Raw genomic sequence first — 17,746 nt, 5'->3', positions numbered from 1 at the left:
TCGGTGAACCGTCTATAATAGAGACCGTATTTAACGGTCTGCGAATGAACGCCAGCCGGCAGGTCTGCCAACCTCTTCCTCCGCACCCGTGGCGGCATGTATTTGCCAAGCGATCATCTTCGACAAGAAGTAAGGATGCATCATGTCTGAAAAAGGATTGACTCGCGAGCGGGCGGTGGTCACGCTACCCCATTCGCGCTGGGGAAACGCCGGCGAAGCGCCGGTGTCGGCGGTGGATGCGCTGGAACAGGGGCAGGTGGTGTTCTTTCCGCATCTGGCGTTTACCCTGACGCCGGATGAGTTGACGCTGCTGGTGCCCGACCCGGCGGCGCCCAAACGGGAGCAAATCACTTTCCGTCCACAAGAAGACGGGCTCAGCGGTGTCCCAGGCGCGGAAAAACGGCCGCTGGCTCGCCAACTGCTGCTGCGCCATCATTTAGCCTGCTGCCGTCTGGTGGCGGAAGTTTTGCCGGAGTACCAGCAAATGCTGCACAGCCCGGTTAATACGCTGCGCCTGCATCCGGCCGCCGCCTGGCGGCAAACCGCGTTCTGGCGTCGGGATGACAGCCGCCTGCACGTGGATGTGTTTCCTTCCAGCCCCAATCGCGGCGAGCGCATCCTGCGGATTTTCACCAACATCAATCCCCGCGGGCAGTGCCGATCGTGGCGGGTGGGCGAGCCGTTCGAGCAGCTGGCGCAGCGATTTTTACCGCGTTTAGGGCGTTTCTCGCCGTTCACCAGCTGGCTGCAAAAGGCCGTTGGTATGACCCACTGCTACCGCACCCATTACGACCATCTTATGCTGGAAATGCACGATGCGATGAAGGGCGACCCGGTGTATCAACAGGGCGGTCCCCAGGTCACGCTGGATTTTCCCGCGGGCAGCAGTTGGATCTGTTTTTCCGACCAGACGCCTCATGCCGCCATGGGCGGGCAGTTTGTGCTGGAACAGACGCTGTTACTGCCGGTTAGCGGCATGAAACATCCTGAGCGGGCGCCGCTGAAAATATTGGAAAAACTGACCCGCACGGCGCTGACCTAGGCGCGGCCGGGCAGGGCCTGAAGGCGGTTAAGGCTCCCCACCGCCGGTTCGTCTTCGTTCAGGGAGAGGGCCGTTAACCGGTGGGCGGCCGATCGGGGAAAAACAGGCTGAAACAAATTTCACCGTCAGGCGCGCATTGAACGCGTGCCTCCCCCTGGTGCAAGATCATAATGGCTTTGACAATAGATAGCCCCAGCCCGCTGGCGTTGCCGCTGCTGGTGCGCGCATCGTCGGCGCGATAGAAGCGATCGAACAATTTATCCAGATGTCGGGCGGCCACCGGTTCGCCCTGATTGACCACATCTATCCGCCAGCCCCGCCCTTGCCGAAGGCCGCGCAAGCGTATTTCACCGCCGGCGTGGGCGTAGCGAATCGCGTTGTCCACCAGATTGCTTAGCGCGCGCCGCAGCAGCATGGCGTCGGCGCAGATCTGACCGCTACCTGAAGCGTGCAGCGTCAGGCCGCGCTCTTCCGCCAGGCCTTCGAAATAATCGGCAATGCGCTGTAGTTCGGCGCCCAGCGACAGCGCCACCGGCTTGACCACCGATTGCGCTTGGCCGGCGCGCGCCAGAAAGAGAATATTCTCCACCATCAGCGAAATGCGCTCCAGCTCCTCGGTATTGCGTGCCAGTACGCTTTCATAATCCTCTACCGAACGGCGCTGATAGAGCGTCACCTGACAATGACCCATCAGCGCATTGACCGGCGTGCGGATCTCATGGGCCAAATCGGCGGAAAAGCGGCTCAGCCGCTGATAACCGTCCGCTAAACGATCAAGCATTTGATTGAACGAGCGTATCACCTGGTGCAACTCGGCAGGCGCATCCTGCTCCGAGAGCCGGGTGGTGAGGGTCGCGGGATGAATTTCCTCCGCCTGCGCCGCCATCCGCCGCAGCGGCGCCAGACCGTGGCGCATCACGCCATACCCCAGCAGCGCCAACAGCGCAAAGGCGCTGGCTACCGCCAAAATGATGCGCTGGCGATAGCGGGCCAGCATGCGCGTTTCGTTGGTCATCACATGGCCGGCGGTAATGGTCACCGCACCTTGACCGGCCACCGCCGCCTGCGCCGTGACATAGCGTATCGGCACGCCCTCAGGGGTGGCGGCGTCATGTACCGTCGAAAGCGTCAACGGCGCGCTGGTCGCCACCGGCGTGACCGCCGGCAGTACGTAACGGCGCGGATTCACATTGATAAGCGGCGGCTGACCGGGGCGTTGAAAAATAAGAATGTCGTTTTCATTGCCCAGCATATTTTCAAACAGGCGGGGGTTCTCGCTCAAACGCGCCAGGGGGAATCGGCCGCCCAACAGATGGCGAAAATACTCCACTCGCCCGGAGGTCTGATAGCCCGCCTGCTGGCGCAGCGCGCGCGCCATGTCCGAATACAGATAGAGGCCGACGGCGCTCACTACCAGAGCCGCCAGCAGGGCGAACAATAGCGCGGAACGTAGGGTTAGCGATAGCGCGAACCAGCGATGGCGGCGATTCATAAGCGCGGTTCGCAGACGTAGCCGATACCGCGCACGGTATGGATCAGTTTCACGTCGAACGGCCGGTCGATTTTCGCGCGCAGGCGTTTGACGGCCACGTCCACCACATTGGTATCGCTATCAAAATTCATGTCCCATACCTGGGAGGCGATAAGGGTGCGCGACAAGACCTCCCCCTGCCGGCGCACAAACAGCGCCAATAAGGCAAATTCCTTGTTGGTGAGGATAATCAAGCTCTCTTGGCGTTCGACCCGCCGACGCAACATATCCAGATGCAGATCCGCCAGATGATAGTCCGTTTCTTCGCGCGCCACGCCGCGGCGCAGCAGGGTGCGTACGCGCAATACCAGTTCGGTGAACGAAAAAGGTTTGACCAGATAATCATCGGCGCCGAGCTCTAGGCCGTGGATGCGATCTTCGACCCGGTCGCGGGCGGTCAAAAACAGCACCGGTACATCGCTTTTCTTGCGAATGATCTCCATAAGCTGCCATCCGTCCAGCCCCGGCAGCATGACATCCAGCAAGATAAGGTCATAAACATATTCCAACGCCAGAAACAGGCCTTCGGTACCGGTGGGTGCGATATCCACCCGGTAACCGGCCTCGGTCAGGCCCTTACGTAAATAGGCGCCGGTGCTGACGTCGTCTTCTACTATCAATATCCGCATACCTGCCCGCCCCTCACTCAACCGGCATCCATTGTAGCAGTTCGTCTCGGCCATTTTGATGACATTATTGTCATGAATTGGTCATCTATCTGACCGAATCGCTTTGCCAAACTCAGACGGTACTCGGCTTGAGCCGTCGCGCAAGCGGCGTGCGATGCCTTCATGGCCCTGGCGGCCAATAGCAGGATAACAGGAGAGTTAAATGGCTAAGCATACAGTACTCACAGGTTTGATGGTGGCGGCGTTGACGCTGGGCGCAACGGCGGTCTTCGCCGCGGGTGCGCAGGAAAAACCGGTGATGCCGCTGCGCGGCACGGTGACGCAGGTCAACGGCGACGAGCTGCAACTGACCGACAGAAGAGGGGAGAAGTTGACGGCCGAGCTGACCGGCGACACCAAAGTCGCGGCCGTGTCGCAGGGCAACATCAACGACATCAAACCTAACAGCTTTATCGGCACCGCGGCGGCGCCGCAGCCGGATGGCACGTTAAAAGCGCTGGAAGTGCATGTCTTTGATCCGTCGCTGCGCGGCTCAGGTGAAGGTTTCCGCCCTTGGCAGGGCGCGGACGGCAAAACCGGCACTATGACCAACGGCACCGTCGGCACGCTGGTGAACGCCAATGGCCGCACGATGACCGTAAAATACCAGAACGGCGAAAAGAAAGTCGTGGTGCCGGAAGATGTGCCGGTAGTGGCGCTTGCGCCGGGGGATCGCTCGCTTATCAAGCCGGGGACCCATATCGTTCTGTTTCCCGCACCGCAGAGTAACGCTAACCACCTGGTGGCCGGAAACATTGTTGCCGGCGTCAACGGCATCGTTCCGCCCATGTAACGTTACCGCCCGGGCCTCCCGGCGCGGCGCGGGCCTGCACGATCACGGGAGAACGCAACATGATAAAGCGAGCGATTTCTTCATCCCGGACCCTGTTGCACCGCGCGCCGGTTCGGCTGATGCACTGGCTCAATGTTCCGATAATGGCCGGCATGTTCATGAGTGGCTGGGGGATATATAACGCCTCGCCCATTTTCCCTTTTATCTTTCCCGAGGCCATGACCCTCGGCGGCTGGCTCGGGGGATCGATCGCCTGGCATTTGGCGGTGATGTGGGCGCTGGCGGCCAACGGCGTGCTGTATGTGCTATGGGGGGTTATCAGCGGCCATTTCCGCCGCGATTTTCTGCCGCTTACGCCAGGCGCCGTGCTGCGGGAAACCAAGCTGGCCCTCACCCTGCGGCTGACGCACCGGCTCGGCCACTATAACGCGGTGCAAAAAGCAATGTATTGGGGGGTGTTGCTGTGCGGCGCGCTGCTGGTGCTATCCGGGCTGTCGATTTGGAAACCGGTACAGCTTAACGGGCTGGTGGCGTTGTTCGGCGGATTTGATTACGCGCGCCGGGTGCATTTCCTGGCGATGAGCGGCGTGGGACTGTTCGTGATAATCCATGTCGGAATGGTTGTCTTGGTGCCTTCGACGCTGCTGCCTATGTTAACCGGCACTTCACGGAAACCGCATGATGAACAATGACCGTAAACCGGCGCCGCCTTCCCTGGCGCCGGCGCAACGTAAAATTTTGCACCGCCTACAGCGCCGCTTGCTGCTGCGCTCCGGCCTGTCCCTCGGCGCGCTGACTCTGTTGACCGGCTGCAATCTACAGGATGGCGATGAGGTGGATAAAGTCCTCTGGACGATGTCGCGTTTCAACGATCGCGTACAGGCCTGGTTGTTCAGCGGGCAGCGGCTGGCGCAAACGTATCGGCCAGATCAGATCACGCGGCCGTTCCCGTTCAACGCGTTCTATTCCCAATATAATGTGCCGGCGGTGGAGGTGGCGGATTATCGGCTCGCGGTCTCTGGTCGTGTGGCGGATAAATCCCCCTGGACACTGGACAGGCTGCGGGCGCTGCCGCAGCAGGACCAGATTACCCGTTTAATTTGCATCGAGGGTTGGAGCGCCATTGGTTCCTGGCGCGGCGTGCCGCTCAAAACCTTCCTTGAGCGCGTTGGCGCGGATATGCGCGCCGCCTTCGTGGCGTTCCGCTGCGCCGATCGTTATTACAGCAGTTTGGATATGGCCACCGCGCTGCATCCGCAGACCACGCTGGCGCTGGATTTCGCCGGGCAAAGCTTACCCGATGAGTACGGTTTTCCGCTGCGGCTACGCGCGCCGACCAAATTGGGTTTCAAAAACGCCAAACATATCGTGTCGATCTCGGTGACCAACGATTATCCCGGCGGCTACTGGGAGGATCAGGGTTATAACTGGTTCAGCGGCATCTAACGCCGGCCTGCGGGGCGGGCTGGCCCCGGGATCCGTTATGGACAACGGTGGCCGCGGGAGGAGGATAGGCGCCGGCGCGGCGGCGGCGCGCGCGCTGGCGGCAAGGGGCTTTCAGCGTGGCTAAGCGCGCAGGTCGCAAGGGGAACGCCGCGGCACACCGTATTGCCGCCGTGGTATGGGTCCCGCTGGGTCCGTCGGTGAGGCCGCCCGTCGGCGCACCTCGGGCCGAGGGGGGCTCATTTAGCCGGCGGCGGGCGGTGAGGTCGACGCTGCTGCGCCGTCGGCGGGAGCGGTAACGGCCGGCGCCTGGCCGGGAATGATGGGGGTCTTGGTCTTGTTTAGCGCCCGTATGAACGCGTCATCCATCTGAAGATGCTGCTTGACCAGCGCGGGCGGCGTCAGCGCCAGCCACTGTTTCAGCGAAATATCCGCATAGTGATCGCTTTTAAACAGCTCCAGAAAACGCAGCGGTCGGTTGCCGGTGTTCTCAATATAATGCCCGGCGGCGAACGGCACATAACCCACGTCTCCCGCCCGGTAATTGAACGTCCGCGCCTGGCCCGAAGCGGCAAACACGCCCATTCTGCCTTCACCTTCCAGGTAATATTGCCATTCATCATTGTTGGGGTGCCAATGCAGCTCCCGCAGCGCGCCCGGCTCCAGCTCCACCAGCGCCGCGGCGATCGTGGTGGACACCTTGAACTGGCTGGCGTCAACGATGCGGACGCTGCCGCCAGGCAGGCTGATCGGTTCTTGTTTAAGCAGTCGATAGGTAAACGGGTTGGGCACGGAAGGCGTTCCGCTGATGCGATCCTTAGCGAGCGGTCCCGGCGGCGTGCCGGCGAAGATGTACTCGTCCTCCGGCGAGGGTAGACGGGTAAACGCCTCGGCCGACATGCCAAAGTTTTTCGCCAGCACCTCCGGCGGTATGTGCTTGAACCAGTCGCTGAGCAAAAACGTGCTTTCTTCGTCGAAACCGCCGTCGTCGAACGCCAGCAGGAATTCGCAGCCGTCCTCGCCGGTGCCCTGGATCGCGTGCGGTATACCGGAAGGAAAATACCACAGATCGCCGGTTTCGACGTCGTCGACGAACCAGCGGCCGTCGGCATCCACCGCACAAACCCGCGCATGGCCGTAGAGCATATAGCCCCATTCCCCCTCTTTGTGCCAGTGCAGCTCGCGAATGCCGCCGGCGTTGAGCCGCATATCCACGCCGGCGATGGTTTTCGCCACGCCCAGTTCGCGTTCGGTGATTTGGCGCGTCCAACCGCCGCTGCTTTGGCGCACGTGGGCATCGGCGAAGGAGAAACGCAGATTAGGTAGCGTACCGTGGTCGCTGGCTGGCGGGTTAAGCAGGTCGGGATTTTGGGCATCGCGCAGCGGATCCCGGGGGCCGGGATCGGTTCCCCCCACACCGTCGCCGCGCCGGGGCTCTGGAAGCGGGGCGGCGTGGGCATGCGCTTTGCCCGCTGCCAGGGCAACGGTGCCTGACAAGGTAAGCGACACAAAACGGCGACGCGTGAGATGACTCATCATTAACACTCCCTTGTTCATGTTAGAGAAGATCAAGGCCAGCGCTCACCGCGGCAGGCCTTGACGCCGCGCGCCGGTGAAATCCGCGCGGTTTGGGGTTTAACGCCGCGCGCCGGCAGCCTATCCCCTAGCACGCAGTGAACTACGCGGCGGCCGCGACCAGACGGGTCAGTTGCGCCGATATTCAGCGCGACACGATAAAGGTTAATCAAGTGGTTGAAGAGGATCACTGAAATCGGCTACTCGTTTATGCTCCGTTTAAGATATTGAAAATAATGATTAAATTTAAAATTATTGGTTATGAAATGTTTTAACGGGCGGGGCATCGTGCCATTGAACGCAATTACCCTTGACGCGCTAGGTAGGGATAGAGATTCTGGTGTTGGCGTTGGCGTTGGCGTTGGCGTTGGCGTTGGCGTTGGCGTTGGCGTTGGCGTTGGCGTTGGCGTTGGCGTTGGCGTTGGCGTTGGCGTTGGCGTTGGCGCCGGCATCTGCGACACCGGCCGGAAAGGTCGCTTGCGGCAGTCCGCCGAACGGGGCTACGCAAGCGCGCCCGGTCGCCGGTTCCTGATAACGGACTCTTTCTTGTCACGCGCGGCGACTGATTAAGCTAAAACGGACTCATGGCGAAGATCACCCTCTCTCGTCGCGCACGGCGACTGATTAAGCTAACACCGACTCATGGCGAAAAGCACCCTCTCTCGTCGCGCGCGGCGACTGATTAAGCTAACACGGACTCATGGCGAAAAGCGCCCTGTCTCGTCGCGCGCGTCGACCCATTAAGCTTAAGCGGACTCATGGCGGTATTAGGCCCCCTCCCGACGCGTGCGCGGCGTCAAATAATATTGCTGAGAGCGATTCCGCAGATCTCGGGCGCAAGGATGACTATAGTAATCATCACGTCAGTAACCCGGATGAAGAGCCTATGAACATAATTGCGGTGGGGGAGTTGCTGTGGGACTGTTATCCCGGTGGCCGCCAGATAGGCGGCGCGGCGGGCAATTTTATCTATCATGCCACGCTTATGGGCGCGCAGGCGCGGCTGATGTCGGCGGTCGGGAACGATGCCGCCGGCGATGACCTGCTGGTTGAACTGGCCCGGCGCGGCGTCGCCTGCCATGTACAGCGCAATGCACGTTACCCCACCGGCAAGGTTGAGGTGACGCTGAAGGCGCGGGGCGTGCCCGAGTATGACATCGTCTCCCCCGTCGCCTGGGATGTCATCCACCCTGATGTTACGCTGGTGGCTGCGGTGCGCGCGGCGGATGTGTTGTATTTCGGCAGCCTGGTACAGCGCCATCCACCGAATCAGCGGTTGCTGCACATGCTGGTGACGCTGCTGCCGCCGGCGGGCAAAGTGGTGGTGGATATCAATCTACGCCAGGGCCACTATACGCCGGCGGTGATTGCGTTCTGCCTGCGCTACGCCAATTTTCTCAAGCTGAACGACGAAGAGCTGCCGCTGATAGCCGACATGTTCAGTCTTCCGCGCGATCCGGACGGGTTTTATCAGCATCTGCGCCGCACGGCGCGGCTGGACATGCTGATCTATACCCGCGGCGAGCGCGGAAGCGTGCTACTGCGCGGCGATGAACGCGATGCGTTGCCGGGACAGTCGGTGGCAACGGTCGATACGGTGGGCGCGGGCGATGCTTTCACCGCGGTGGCGACGGTGCTGGCGTTACAACATGCGCCGCTGGCGGAAATCAATCGCGCGGCCAGTAAAGTGGCTGCCTGGGTTTGCACCTGCCCAGGGGGGATGCCGGTGATGACCGGGACCGCGGGCTAACGGGCGGTTTGCCCCGTCCTCAGTTATTAGCAAAGGGCGCCCGCGGCGGCGGCCAGACGCTATCCGTCATCCGCCAGGGGCGGAAGCCGGTCGGTGGCGTTAACCGTTGCGCCGCCGGGTGGTGACGCTGCGCTGCCAGGCGCGGCGCAACGCCTGCGCCAACTGCGGCTGGCTAAAGGGCTTGGCCAGCCGCTCGCAAAACGGCAGTGCGCCGTCGACACGGTGACGCAAATCCTGACCGCTGACCAGCAGCACCGCCAGCGCGGGATGCTGTTGCATCGCCAGACGGATAACATCGACTCCGTTGAGCGCGCCCGGCAGCATCAAATCGCTTAGCAGCATATTAATTTCTGGCGTCTGACGCAGCAGGCTCAGCGCCCGTTCGCCATCGGCGCACTCAATGGTCAGATAACCCAACTGATGCAAATGTTCGCATAGCGTTTGGCGCACGTCCTCTTCATCCTCCAGCACCAATACCAGACGCTCCACCTCGCTGGACGCTACCACCGGCAGGGGCTGCGGCAGCGCGGGCGCCTGGGCCGGCGCGCGCGGCAGTTGCAGTTGTACCCGCGTCCCCTGGCCGGGGGCGGTGTCCAACCGCACTTTACCGCCGGATTGGCGAATAAAACCGTACACCATCGAGAGACCAAGACCGCTGCCGCTGCCCACCGCCTTGGTGGTAAAAAACGGCTCGAACACCTGCGCCCGTACGTCGGGGGGCATGCCGCAGCCTTGATCGATGACTTCAAGCGTCACCATCTCCTGCTGCTTGCCGCTGCTGCGCGCCACGCGTTGATTGACGATGCGCAACTGGATATCCCCATCACGTCCCTGCATGGCGTCGCGCGCGTTGACCACCAGGTTCATTAACGCATTTTCTAGCTGGCCGGGATCGATCCAGGCATGCCAAAGGCCCGGCTGGGCATCTATCACCAGCGACTGACCCGGCAGCAGGGAATGTGTCATCAATTCGTGCAGGCTCTCCACTAGCGCGGCGACATCCACCGCCCGCGGCGACAGCGATTGCTTGCGCGAGAACGCCAGCAATCGCTGGGTAAGCTGCGCCGCGCGCTCCGCCGCTTTTAGCGCGCGGGCGATACGTCGGCCGGCGGCGGCATCCGCGGCGTAGCCGCCGGTGAGCTCCAGGCTGCCGATAATCACCGCCAGCAAATTATTGAAATCGTGCGCCAGCCCGCCGGTCAACTGGCCGACCGCCTTCATTTTCTGGCTGTGTACCAGCGCTTCTTCCAGCGCGCGCCGTTCGGTGCGTTCCAGCACGGTATTGACCATGCCATGACCGGGCACCGGGCTAAAACGTAACTCAATCACCCGCCCGTCCGCCAGCCGCAACTCCTGCGGCTGCGGCAGCGCCCGGCGCAAATCCGTCAGCGCCTCTTCCCAGCGCTGCTCGCCCAGCCAGGCGGCATCCTGATGGCTGACGGACTTTAGCAGCGTCGAATCCTGCTGTCCGCGTTGGAGACTCTCGCCGGGCAGGCCCAGCAGCAGCGGATATTGCGGATTCCAGACCACCAGCTTACCCTCGCGGTCGAACAGTGCGAAGCCGTCGCGCATGGCGATAAAGGTGGTTTCCAATTGGGTACTTTTCTCTCTCAGCAGCCGCGAGGTTTGCTCAAGGGAGGCGGTATTGCGGGCAAACACATTGAAGGCGCGCGCCAAATCCCCCAGCTCGTCGCGCCGGGTGAGCGCCGGCACGCTGACCTCCCGCTCGCCGCTCGCCAGCCGGGTCATCGCACTGGCGATGGCGGTAAGATTAGAGCCGAGATTGCGATAAATATAGAGCCCGGCAAAACCGGTTATCACCAGCGCTATCAGCGCGAACAAACCGATAAACGCAATGACCGAATTCAGTTCGCGATGGGTGGCTTCGGTCCGGTGCTCGGTGGTTTGCGCCACCTTGGCGACATAGCGGGTAATGTCCAGATTAAGCATCGCCACCAGCGCTTTGATTTGATAGGTGTAAAAGGCTATGGCCAGATCGCTGTTGTCCAACGCCTGCGCAATCGGCGTCAGCCGCCGCTGGCCGGCGCGAAACTGCTGAATTTTGGCGCCCAGTACGCCGCCTGGGCCCGCTAATGTGGGCCATTCGCCCATGACCCGATCGAGCTGGAACATCACGGCATGGGGGGAGGGGGTATCAATAGCGATAGTGAGTAATTGATCGATTTCGCGCCGTAATCCAACGGAGGGCTGGTTCACCCCCTGACGCCGCATCATCAAATCAATGTGGGCAAGGGTTAATTGGCACTGATACAGCGCGCTCAGCAGCTGATTACGCTGTAAATGGCGAATATGGCTCAGGGTGAGCAGATGGCCGATGCTGCGCTCCAGGGTGAGGCTGCGTTCGGTTATCAGGCGTACCAGCTCTGGTTCGCTGCGGGCCAATGGCGAAACGGCGATAACCGACAGCGAATGCTGTAGCGCCCGCTGGGTCTGCTTGAGCCGGTCGGCTTCGCTGCGGTACTCCAGCGCGCCGATAACCTGCGACAAGCGAACGGCCGCGGTCGCCACATTGGCCGTATCGCGCGCCAGCGCCAGGCTACCGGTCATATCATCCAGGGTGCGCTCCTGCGCCTGCTCCTGAATCGTGCCGGCGTGATGAAATCCCATGATGGCCACGCTACTCACCATCAGCGTTACCGCCACCACCAGCAGATTGAACATCAGCAAGCGGCCGCGCGCGCCGGCGAGTAATCGGGGAGGCATTGCTGCAAGGGCCATAAATCCGCTCCGCACTGGCGTCGAGAACCGCAGTATAAAGGGGCGCCGCCGCCGGACTATGACAAAGATGAATGACGTTTGACATTTTACATTTATTTAACGATGTTCTACTGCCTGCATCCCCTATCCAGGCGAGGGCAGCATGACGACTCCGCTATTGCAAATGAAAGCCATTTCACGCCGCTTTGGTCATTTTTATGCGCTGCAAGAGGTCAACTTGACGGTGTATGCCGGCGAAGTGCATGCGCTGATGGGTGAAAACGGCGCGGGCAAAAGCACGCTGATGAAGATCCTCGCCGGCGCCTATCCGGCGACCAGCGGCGAGATCTTGATAGACGGCCAGCCGCAGCTGATAAAAGGACCGAAAGAGGCTTTGGCGGCCGGCATTACCTTGATCTATCAGGAGCTGAATCTCGCCCCCAATCTCACCGTCGCGGAAAATATCTTTCTCGGCAGCGAAATTCACCGCGCCGGGCTGGTCCACCGTCGGCAGATGGTGCAGACGGCGCAGCAGGTTCTAGACCGGCTGGGCGCGCGCTTTCGCGCCAGCGATCGGGTGATGGGGCTTAGCATTGCCGAGCAGCAGCAGGTGGAGATCGCCCGCGCTCTGCACCGACAGAGCCGAATTCTGGTGATGGACGAACCGACCGCCGCGCTGTCGACGCGGGAAACCGAGCAGCTGTTCGCGTTGATCAAACGGCTGCGGCAGGAGGGAATGGCGATTATTTATATCAGCCATCGCATGGCGGAGGTGTACGCCTTGTCCGATCGCGTCAGCGTGCTGCGCGACGGCCGTTACGTCGGCGCCCTGACACGCGAGCAACTGTCCGCCAGCGAGCTGGTGCGGATGATGGTCGGCAGGCCGCTGAGCGATTTGTTTAATAAACCGCCGGCGGCGGCCGGCGGCGCGCCCCGTTTGACGGTGGAGGCGCTGACCGACGGCCGTAAAGTCCGGCCGTGCAGTCTGGAGGTCCGCGCCGGGGAAATCGTCGGGCTGGCCGGTTTGGTCGGGGCGGGGCGCTCGGAGCTGGCGCAACTGATTTTCGGCGTACGCGAGAAAACCGGCGGCCAGATAGCCCTCGACGGCCGGCCGGTCAGCATCGGATCACCGCGCGCGGCAATCGCCCTGGGCATCGGGTTTCTCACCGAGAACCGTAAAGAGCAGGGGCTCTTTCTCGAATTGGCGGCCCATGAAAACATTGTCATGCCGACGCTGACGCGCGACGCGCGCTTCGGTCTTATCAACCGCGCCAAGGCCCGGCGCATTTCCGCCGGCGCTATCGACGCGCTACAGATCCGCGTGCCGCATGCGCAAGTGAGAGCCGGGGGCCTGTCCGGCGGCAATCAACAAAAACTGCTGGTGTCGCGCTGGGTCGCTATCCGCCCGCGTATCCTGCTGCTCGATGAGCCCACCCGTGGCGTCGATGTCGGCGCGAAAAGCGAAATCTATCGCATGATGAACGACATGGCGAGCCAGGGGGTGGCCATCTTGATGATTTCCAGCGAATTGCCCGAAGTGGTGGGGATGAGCGATCGGGTGTACGTGATGCGCGAAGGCGCTATCGCCGGCGAATTGCGCGGCGACGACATGAGTCAGGAAAAAATCATGACGCTGGCCACCGGCGTTGATCTTCCCTTAACCGCCAACGCATGAGGAGTAACGCATGCCAGCCACTGAATCGTCACGGGGCGCGCCTCCCCGGCTCAAACGGGCGCTATGGAGCGATATCCTGCAAAGCGTCGGCATCCTGCCGATGCTTATCGTCATCGTCGCGGTGTTCGGCGTGGTGACGCCGAATTTTTTCACCGACGCCAATCTGCTCAATATTACCCGCCAGGCGTCGATCAACATCGTGCTGGCGGCGGGGATGACGTTCATCATTTTGACCGGCGGCATTGATTTGTCGGTGGGCTCTATGCTGGGCACGACGGCGGTGGTGGCTATGCTGGTGTCGCTTAACCCTGCGTGGGCGGGATTGACCATCCCCGCGGCGCTGGCCGCCGGATTGATCATGGGGCTGTTTAACGGCGTGCTGGTGGCCTGGGCGGGGCTGCCGCCGTTTATCGTCACGCTCGGCACCTACACCGCTCTGCGCGGCGCCGCGTATCTGTTGGCGGACGGTACCACGGTCATCAATGCCGATATCAATTTTGAGTGGATCGGCAACGGGTACCTTGGCCCGCTGCCCTGGCTGATTATTCTGGCGTTTACGGTCATTGCGCTGTGCTGGTTTATTCTGCGCCGCACCACGCTGGGTATTCATATTTACGCGGTAGGCGGCAACATGCAGGCGGCGCGGCTCACCGGCATTAAAGTCGGCGCGGTGCTGTTGTTCGTTTATGCCGCCAGCGGCCTGCTGTCCGGGCTCGCCGGATTAATGAGCGCCTCGCGCCTTTACAGCGCCAACGGCAACCTGGGCGTGGGCTATGAGCTGGACGCCATCGCTGCGGTGATCCTGGGCGGCACCAGCTTTGTCGGCGGTATCGGCACCATCACCGGCACATTGGTGGGCGCGTTGATTATTGCCACGCTCAACAACGGTATGACGCTGATGGGCGTCTCCTATTTCTGGCAATTGGTGATCAAAGGGGCGGTCATTATCATCGCGGTACTGATTGATAAATATCGCACCCGCCATCATCAGGCCGGTTAACGGCAGTAACAGGTCACGGGTACGCCGTTGCGCTGTCGGCGATAACATTATGCTCTGTGGGAGAACAACGATGCGTTTTAATGCAATTATGGGCGGTATGCTGACCGCCGCAACGCTACTGACGGCGCCGCTGGCGCAGGGTAAAGAGTTAAAATCGATAGGCGTGACGGTGGGCGATTTGGCCAATCCGTTTTTCGTGCAGATAACTAAAGGCGCGGAGCGTAAAGCGCGGGAGCTGGCCGGCGACAAAGTCAATGTGACCCTGGTGTCCAGCGGCTATGATCTCGGGCAGCAGGTGGCGCAGATTGATAATTTTATCGCGGCGAAAGTGGACATGATTATCCTTAACGCCGCGGATTCCCAAGGTATTGGCCCGGCGGTGAAACGCGCGCGCGATGCCGGTATTGTGGTGGTGGCGGTGGACGTGGCCGCCGAGGGCGCGGACGCCACCATCACCTCCGATAATACCCAGGCCGGCGCGATGGCCTGCCATTATATTGCCGATCGTCTAAAACAAAAGGGCAACGTGGTAATCATTAATGGACCGCCGGTGTCGGCGGTGCAGAACCGGGTGGAAGGTTGTATGACCGAGCTGAAAAAATACCCGGCTATCAAACTGCTGTCCTATAACCAGAATGCCAAGGGCAGCCGCGAAGGGGGGTTGGAAGTGATGACCTCATTATTATCGGCCAATCCGCATATCGACGGCGTGTTTGCGATTAACGATCCCACCGCCATTGGCGCCGATCTGGCCGCTAAACAGGCGCAGCGCAAGGAGTTCTTCATCGTCGGCGTCGACGGTTCGCCGGACGGCGAAGAGGCGCTAAAACGCCAAAATTCGCTGTTCGTGGCCACGCCGGCGCAGGATCCGCAGGTGATGGCGTCGAAAGCGGTGGAGATCGGCTATGACATTTTGCAGGGTAAACCGGCGCCGAAACAGCCGGTGCTGATCCCGGTCACGCTCATCGACCGCACCAGCGTCAATCAGTATAAAGGCTGGACCGTGAAATAGCGTTGCGCACCGGATGCGCCGGCCGGCGGGATAGCGCCGGTTTATCCGTTGGCAGGATAGCGCCGGGCTTGCCGGCCGGCGCATCTGACACGTCCGGCGCGTCCCAGGCCGGCGCCGATGAGGCGTACCGGAAGGGTAAACGGTGGGCGGTTTCAATGCGCCAAAGGCGACCGTAATCGCCTTTGCCACCGCCGCTAGGGCCCATGCCCCAGTCCGCCGGTCATGCGCGCGCTTAACCCCATGCAAGCTTAACGCGATTTTGCCTGATGGGCCGCTGTACGCGCCGCGGCGAAACTGCCGTGGGCGTTGTATGGCGGTTCAGGTAACAGCGATCAAGATAGGCCTCGCGCCGCTATGCTAACAGCCGTTGGAAAAGTGAAGAGACCGGTAGGCCGCCGGCGGTGCAGGAGATAATCGCCGCGCGCCTTCCCTGTGGCCGGCGGCGCAGGAGAACGCGCCGACAGGCTGCCTACGGGATAAGGGCATAGAAGCGGAGCGCGGCGAAAAAACGATGAGGCAGGGCGGGCTAAGCCTGAGGAGCACCAACCATGGAACGGCAGGGAATTTTGGCGGCTGGCAATATGCTGGTGGACCATGTGCATAACATCAGCGACTGGCCGCGGCCGGGCTGGCTGAGTGAAATCACCCGCAGCGAGAAAAGTACCGGCGGCTCGCCGCTTAACGTGCTACTGACGCTGGCGAAAATGAAAGTATCGCTACCGCTGGCGGCGATCGGCCTGGTCGGCGAGGACAGCGATGGCGATCTGATTTGCCGCATACTGGATGCGCACGGCGTCGATAACCGGCGGGTTCGCCGCACCGCGCTTGAACGGACCTCGATGAGTCAGGTGATGACGGAGCCGGGCGGGCAACGCACGTTTTTTTACGCCCCGGGCGCGAACCGCCGGCTTGATTTGGATGCGTTTGCCGGCCTGAATACCCGCCATCGCATTTTTCATCTGGGTTATCTTTTGTTGCTGGAACGTCTGGATAGCGCCGACGAACGCTATGGTACCCGCAGCGCCCGGCTGCTGGCCGCCATGCAGCGTCAGGGGTATCTGACTTCATTGGATCTGGTGTCGCGTCAGGGCGGCCCGCATTACCGTGAACAGGTGCTGCCGGCGTTGCGCTGGCTTGATTACCTCATCATTAACGAGCTGGAGGCGGGGGAGTTCACCGGCCTTGCGCTGCGCGACGAGCGCGGCGGGCTGGTGGAGGCTATCGTTGCCGAGGCCGCCGACCAACTGCAACGGCTCGGCGTACGCCGCCGGGTGGTCATCCATGCGCCAGAGGGCGCCTGGGGGCAAGAGCCCGGTCAACCGGGCCTATGGCTGCCCTCATGGCGCCTCAGCGCGCGGCGGATTGTCGGCAGCGTTGGGGCGGGGGATGCTTTCTGCGCCGGCGTGCTCTATGGTAGCCATCAATGCTGGCCGTTGGCGGAGACGCTCCGCTTGGGCCATACCTGCGCCAATTTTTGTCTGCGGGCCGCCAATGCGATCGACGGCATTCGCCCGCTGGCGGCGATGCAGGCGGAGATGGCGCGCTGCGCGTCAGGCGATGCGGCTGGCGAGGAGCGCCGGGCCGGGCCGGGTGACGTCGGCTGCGAAAACATAGCCTAGCCGGCGGATGGTGCGGATAAGCATCGGCTGGTGGGGGTTGGCTTCGATTTTACGGCGTAAGCGCATTATCAACACGTCTACGGTGCGGTCAAAGACGTCCAGCGTTTCGCTATGGGTCAACTCCAGCAGTTGGTCGCGGGTCAGCACGGTGCGCGCGTGTCGCACCATCGCCAGCAGTAGCTGATATTCGCCCTGGGTCAGCAGCACCTCCTGCCGCTGGGGGTTAAACAAGGTGCAGCGCTGCTCATCCAGACGCCAGCCGTTGAACAGCCAACCGACGCCCTCGGCGCCGGCGCGGTAATCCAGCCCCAGCGCGCCGCTGCGGCGAAGCACCGCTTTGGCGCGCGCCACCACCACCCGTGGCGTGAACGGCTTGGCGATGTAATCATCGGCGCCCATCTCCAGGCCAACCACAATATCCGACTCCGCGCCCAGCCCGCTTAGCATAATAACCAGCAAATCGGGCCGCAGCCGCTGTAGCTGCTGGAGCACCAGCAGGCCGTTGGTGTCCGGTAGCACCAGATCGAGCAGCACCAGCGCGATATCGGGATGCTGTTGCAGTAAAGACAACCCTTCATAGCCCTGGTGGCAGGTATAGACGGTAAAAACGTGTTCACTTAACACATCGTTGAGAAGCTCGCAGATGGCCACATCGTCATCTATTACCAGTATGGCGGGTTTCATCTCGGTAACCTTAAATGTTGTGAACACGTTACAAAATAGTGTACCCGATGCGAATGCGGGCAGGGGGACCGGTAATCGGAAATGTGAGGGCTGTCGCTGCCGGGGACGGTTTTGTCAGTCGGGTCGGCCCGGGAGGCGGGCGCGGCGGCGTACAAGTGCGCCGGCGCCGGACGGCGTGCGTCCGGCACGACAGATGCGTGCGCCGCCGGCGCAACGAGGGGGACGTGGACCCCCGG

Annotated in this window: 15 protein-coding genes; 10 read left to right on the top strand and 5 right to left on the bottom strand. The window is 61.7% G+C overall.

Annotated features, from left to right (window positions below; genetic code table 11):
- The first annotated feature begins 142 nt into the window (after window positions 1-142).
- Window positions 143-1,042: a Kdo hydroxylase family protein gene (locus SANT_RS12265; RefSeq protein ID WP_025422591.1), complete on the top strand. Its 900-nt coding sequence runs from the start codon at window positions 143-145 to the stop codon at window positions 1,040-1,042.
- Window positions 1,043-1,115: 73 nt separating this feature from the next.
- On the opposite strand, the gene SANT_RS12260 is transcribed toward SANT_RS12265, so the two are convergent.
- Window positions 1,116-2,534, bottom strand: a complete 1,419-nt coding sequence (locus tag SANT_RS12260) for a heavy metal sensor histidine kinase (protein WP_025422590.1) — start codon at window positions 2,532-2,534, stop codon at window positions 1,116-1,118.
- Window positions 2,531-3,202, bottom strand: coding sequence for a heavy metal response regulator transcription factor (locus SANT_RS12255; protein WP_025422589.1), 672 nt, complete (start codon window positions 3,200-3,202; stop codon window positions 2,531-2,533). The genes SANT_RS12260 and SANT_RS12255 overlap by 4 nt, the downstream gene beginning before the upstream one ends.
- Before the next feature lie 202 nt (window positions 3,203-3,404).
- Here SANT_RS12255 and SANT_RS12250 point away from each other — a divergent pair, with 202 nt between their 5' ends.
- Genes SANT_RS12250 through SANT_RS12240 form a run of 3 tightly spaced genes read left to right on the top strand, consistent with a single transcriptional unit; the run spans window position 3,405 to window position 5,480 of the window.
- Complete coding sequence (locus SANT_RS12250) at window positions 3,405-4,034, top strand: hypothetical protein (protein ID WP_025422588.1); 630 nt, start codon at window positions 3,405-3,407, stop codon at window positions 4,032-4,034.
- A 59-nt stretch (window positions 4,035-4,093) separates the two neighbouring features.
- Window positions 4,094-4,726: a cytochrome b/b6 domain-containing protein gene (locus SANT_RS12245; protein ID WP_038668534.1), complete on the top strand. Its 633-nt coding sequence runs from the start codon at window positions 4,094-4,096 to the stop codon at window positions 4,724-4,726.
- Window positions 4,713-5,480 (top strand): molybdopterin-dependent oxidoreductase, encoded by a 768-nt coding sequence (locus tag SANT_RS12240; RefSeq protein WP_025422586.1) that lies wholly within the window; start codon window positions 4,713-4,715, stop codon window positions 5,478-5,480. The genes SANT_RS12245 and SANT_RS12240 overlap by 14 nt, the downstream gene beginning before the upstream one ends.
- Window positions 5,481-5,720: 240 nt before the next feature.
- Here the strand turns inward: SANT_RS12240 and SANT_RS12235 are convergent, their stop codons facing one another.
- The gene (locus SANT_RS12235; protein WP_025422585.1) at window positions 5,721-7,013 is read right to left on the bottom strand and encodes an oxalate decarboxylase family bicupin; all 1,293 of its coding nucleotides are present in this window, start codon (window positions 7,011-7,013) and stop codon (window positions 5,721-5,723) included.
- Between the two features lie 379 nt (window positions 7,014-7,392).
- Here SANT_RS12235 and SANT_RS24605 point away from each other — a divergent pair, with 379 nt between their 5' ends.
- Both SANT_RS24605 and SANT_RS12225 read left to right on the top strand, forming a co-directional pair.
- On the top strand, window positions 7,393-7,584 hold the full coding sequence (locus SANT_RS24605) for a hypothetical protein (protein ID WP_038668531.1): 192 nt from the start codon (window positions 7,393-7,395) through the stop codon (window positions 7,582-7,584).
- Between the two features lie 354 nt (window positions 7,585-7,938).
- Window positions 7,939-8,802, top strand: coding sequence for a carbohydrate kinase family protein (locus SANT_RS12225; protein WP_025422583.1), 864 nt, complete (start codon window positions 7,939-7,941; stop codon window positions 8,800-8,802).
- 99 nt (window positions 8,803-8,901) lie between these two features.
- Here SANT_RS12225 and SANT_RS12220 read toward each other — a convergent pair whose 3' ends face one another.
- Window positions 8,902-11,541, bottom strand: coding sequence for an ATP-binding protein (locus SANT_RS12220; protein ID WP_081730460.1), 2,640 nt, complete (start codon window positions 11,539-11,541; stop codon window positions 8,902-8,904).
- A 142-nt stretch (window positions 11,542-11,683) separates the two neighbouring features.
- Between SANT_RS12220 and SANT_RS12215 the strand changes: the two genes are divergently transcribed.
- The 4 genes from SANT_RS12215 to SANT_RS12195 all read left to right on the top strand — a co-directional run bounded on the left by SANT_RS12215 (window position 11,684) and on the right by SANT_RS12195 (window position 16,826).
- Window positions 11,684-13,195 carry a sugar ABC transporter ATP-binding protein gene (locus SANT_RS12215; RefSeq protein ID WP_025422581.1) on the top strand — a complete coding sequence of 504 codons (1,512 nt, stop codon included), beginning with the start codon at window positions 11,684-11,686 and terminating at the stop codon, window positions 13,193-13,195.
- A 10-nt stretch (window positions 13,196-13,205) separates the two neighbouring features.
- On the top strand, window positions 13,206-14,195 hold the full coding sequence (locus SANT_RS12210) for an ABC transporter permease subunit (RefSeq protein WP_025422580.1): 990 nt from the start codon (window positions 13,206-13,208) through the stop codon (window positions 14,193-14,195).
- An 88-nt stretch (window positions 14,196-14,283) separates the two neighbouring features.
- Window positions 14,284-15,207 (top strand): ABC transporter substrate-binding protein, encoded by a 924-nt coding sequence (locus SANT_RS12205; RefSeq protein WP_237234690.1) that lies wholly within the window; start codon window positions 14,284-14,286, stop codon window positions 15,205-15,207.
- A 548-nt stretch (window positions 15,208-15,755) separates the two neighbouring features.
- The gene (locus SANT_RS12195) at window positions 15,756-16,826 is read left to right on the top strand and encodes a carbohydrate kinase family protein (RefSeq protein WP_025422577.1); all 1,071 of its coding nucleotides are present in this window, start codon (window positions 15,756-15,758) and stop codon (window positions 16,824-16,826) included.
- Here the strand turns inward: SANT_RS12195 and SANT_RS12190 are convergent.
- Window positions 16,758-17,510, bottom strand: a complete 753-nt coding sequence (locus SANT_RS12190) for a response regulator (protein ID WP_025422576.1) — start codon at window positions 17,508-17,510, stop codon at window positions 16,758-16,760. The genes SANT_RS12195 and SANT_RS12190 overlap by 69 nt on opposite strands.
- Window positions 17,511-17,746: the final 236 nt, after the last annotated feature.

The organism is Sodalis praecaptivus (assembly GCF_000517425.1).
In the GTDB taxonomy this organism is placed as follows: domain Bacteria; phylum Pseudomonadota; class Gammaproteobacteria; order Enterobacterales; family Enterobacteriaceae; genus Sodalis_A; species Sodalis_A praecaptivus.
This window is presented reverse-complemented; position numbering and strand designations above follow the sequence as displayed.

What these genes read in the sequence shown, in the direction of transcription:
- SANT_RS12255 (WP_025422589.1), bottom strand. Translation starts at nt 3,202, where the DNA reads ATGCGGATATTGATAGTAGAAGACGACGTCAGCACCGGCGCCTATTTA.
- SANT_RS12245 (WP_038668534.1), top strand. Translation starts at nt 4,094, where the DNA reads ATGATAAAGCGAGCGATTTCTTCATCCCGGACCCTGTTGCACCGCGCG.
- SANT_RS12240 (WP_025422586.1), top strand. Translation starts at nt 4,713, where the DNA reads ATGATGAACAATGACCGTAAACCGGCGCCGCCTTCCCTGGCGCCGGCG.
- SANT_RS12220 (WP_081730460.1), bottom strand. Translation starts at nt 11,541, where the DNA reads ATGGCCCTTGCAGCAATGCCTCCCCGATTACTCGCCGGCGCGCGCGGC.
- SANT_RS12225 (WP_025422583.1), top strand. Translation starts at nt 7,939, where the DNA reads ATGAACATAATTGCGGTGGGGGAGTTGCTGTGGGACTGTTATCCCGGT.
- SANT_RS12250 (WP_025422588.1), top strand. Translation starts at nt 3,405, where the DNA reads ATGGCTAAGCATACAGTACTCACAGGTTTGATGGTGGCGGCGTTGACG.
- SANT_RS12195 (WP_025422577.1), top strand. Translation starts at nt 15,756, where the DNA reads ATGGAACGGCAGGGAATTTTGGCGGCTGGCAATATGCTGGTGGACCAT.
- SANT_RS12235 (WP_025422585.1), bottom strand. Translation starts at nt 7,013, where the DNA reads ATGAGTCATCTCACGCGTCGCCGTTTTGTGTCGCTTACCTTGTCAGGC.
- SANT_RS12190 (WP_025422576.1), bottom strand. Translation starts at nt 17,510, where the DNA reads ATGAAACCCGCCATACTGGTAATAGATGACGATGTGGCCATCTGCGAG.
- SANT_RS12260 (WP_025422590.1), bottom strand. Translation starts at nt 2,534, where the DNA reads ATGAATCGCCGCCATCGCTGGTTCGCGCTATCGCTAACCCTACGTTCC.
- SANT_RS12215 (WP_025422581.1), top strand. Translation starts at nt 11,684, where the DNA reads ATGACGACTCCGCTATTGCAAATGAAAGCCATTTCACGCCGCTTTGGT.
- SANT_RS12210 (WP_025422580.1), top strand. Translation starts at nt 13,206, where the DNA reads ATGCCAGCCACTGAATCGTCACGGGGCGCGCCTCCCCGGCTCAAACGG.
- SANT_RS12265 (WP_025422591.1), top strand. Translation starts at nt 143, where the DNA reads ATGTCTGAAAAAGGATTGACTCGCGAGCGGGCGGTGGTCACGCTACCC.
- SANT_RS12205 (WP_237234690.1), top strand. Translation starts at nt 14,284, where the DNA reads ATGGGCGGTATGCTGACCGCCGCAACGCTACTGACGGCGCCGCTGGCG.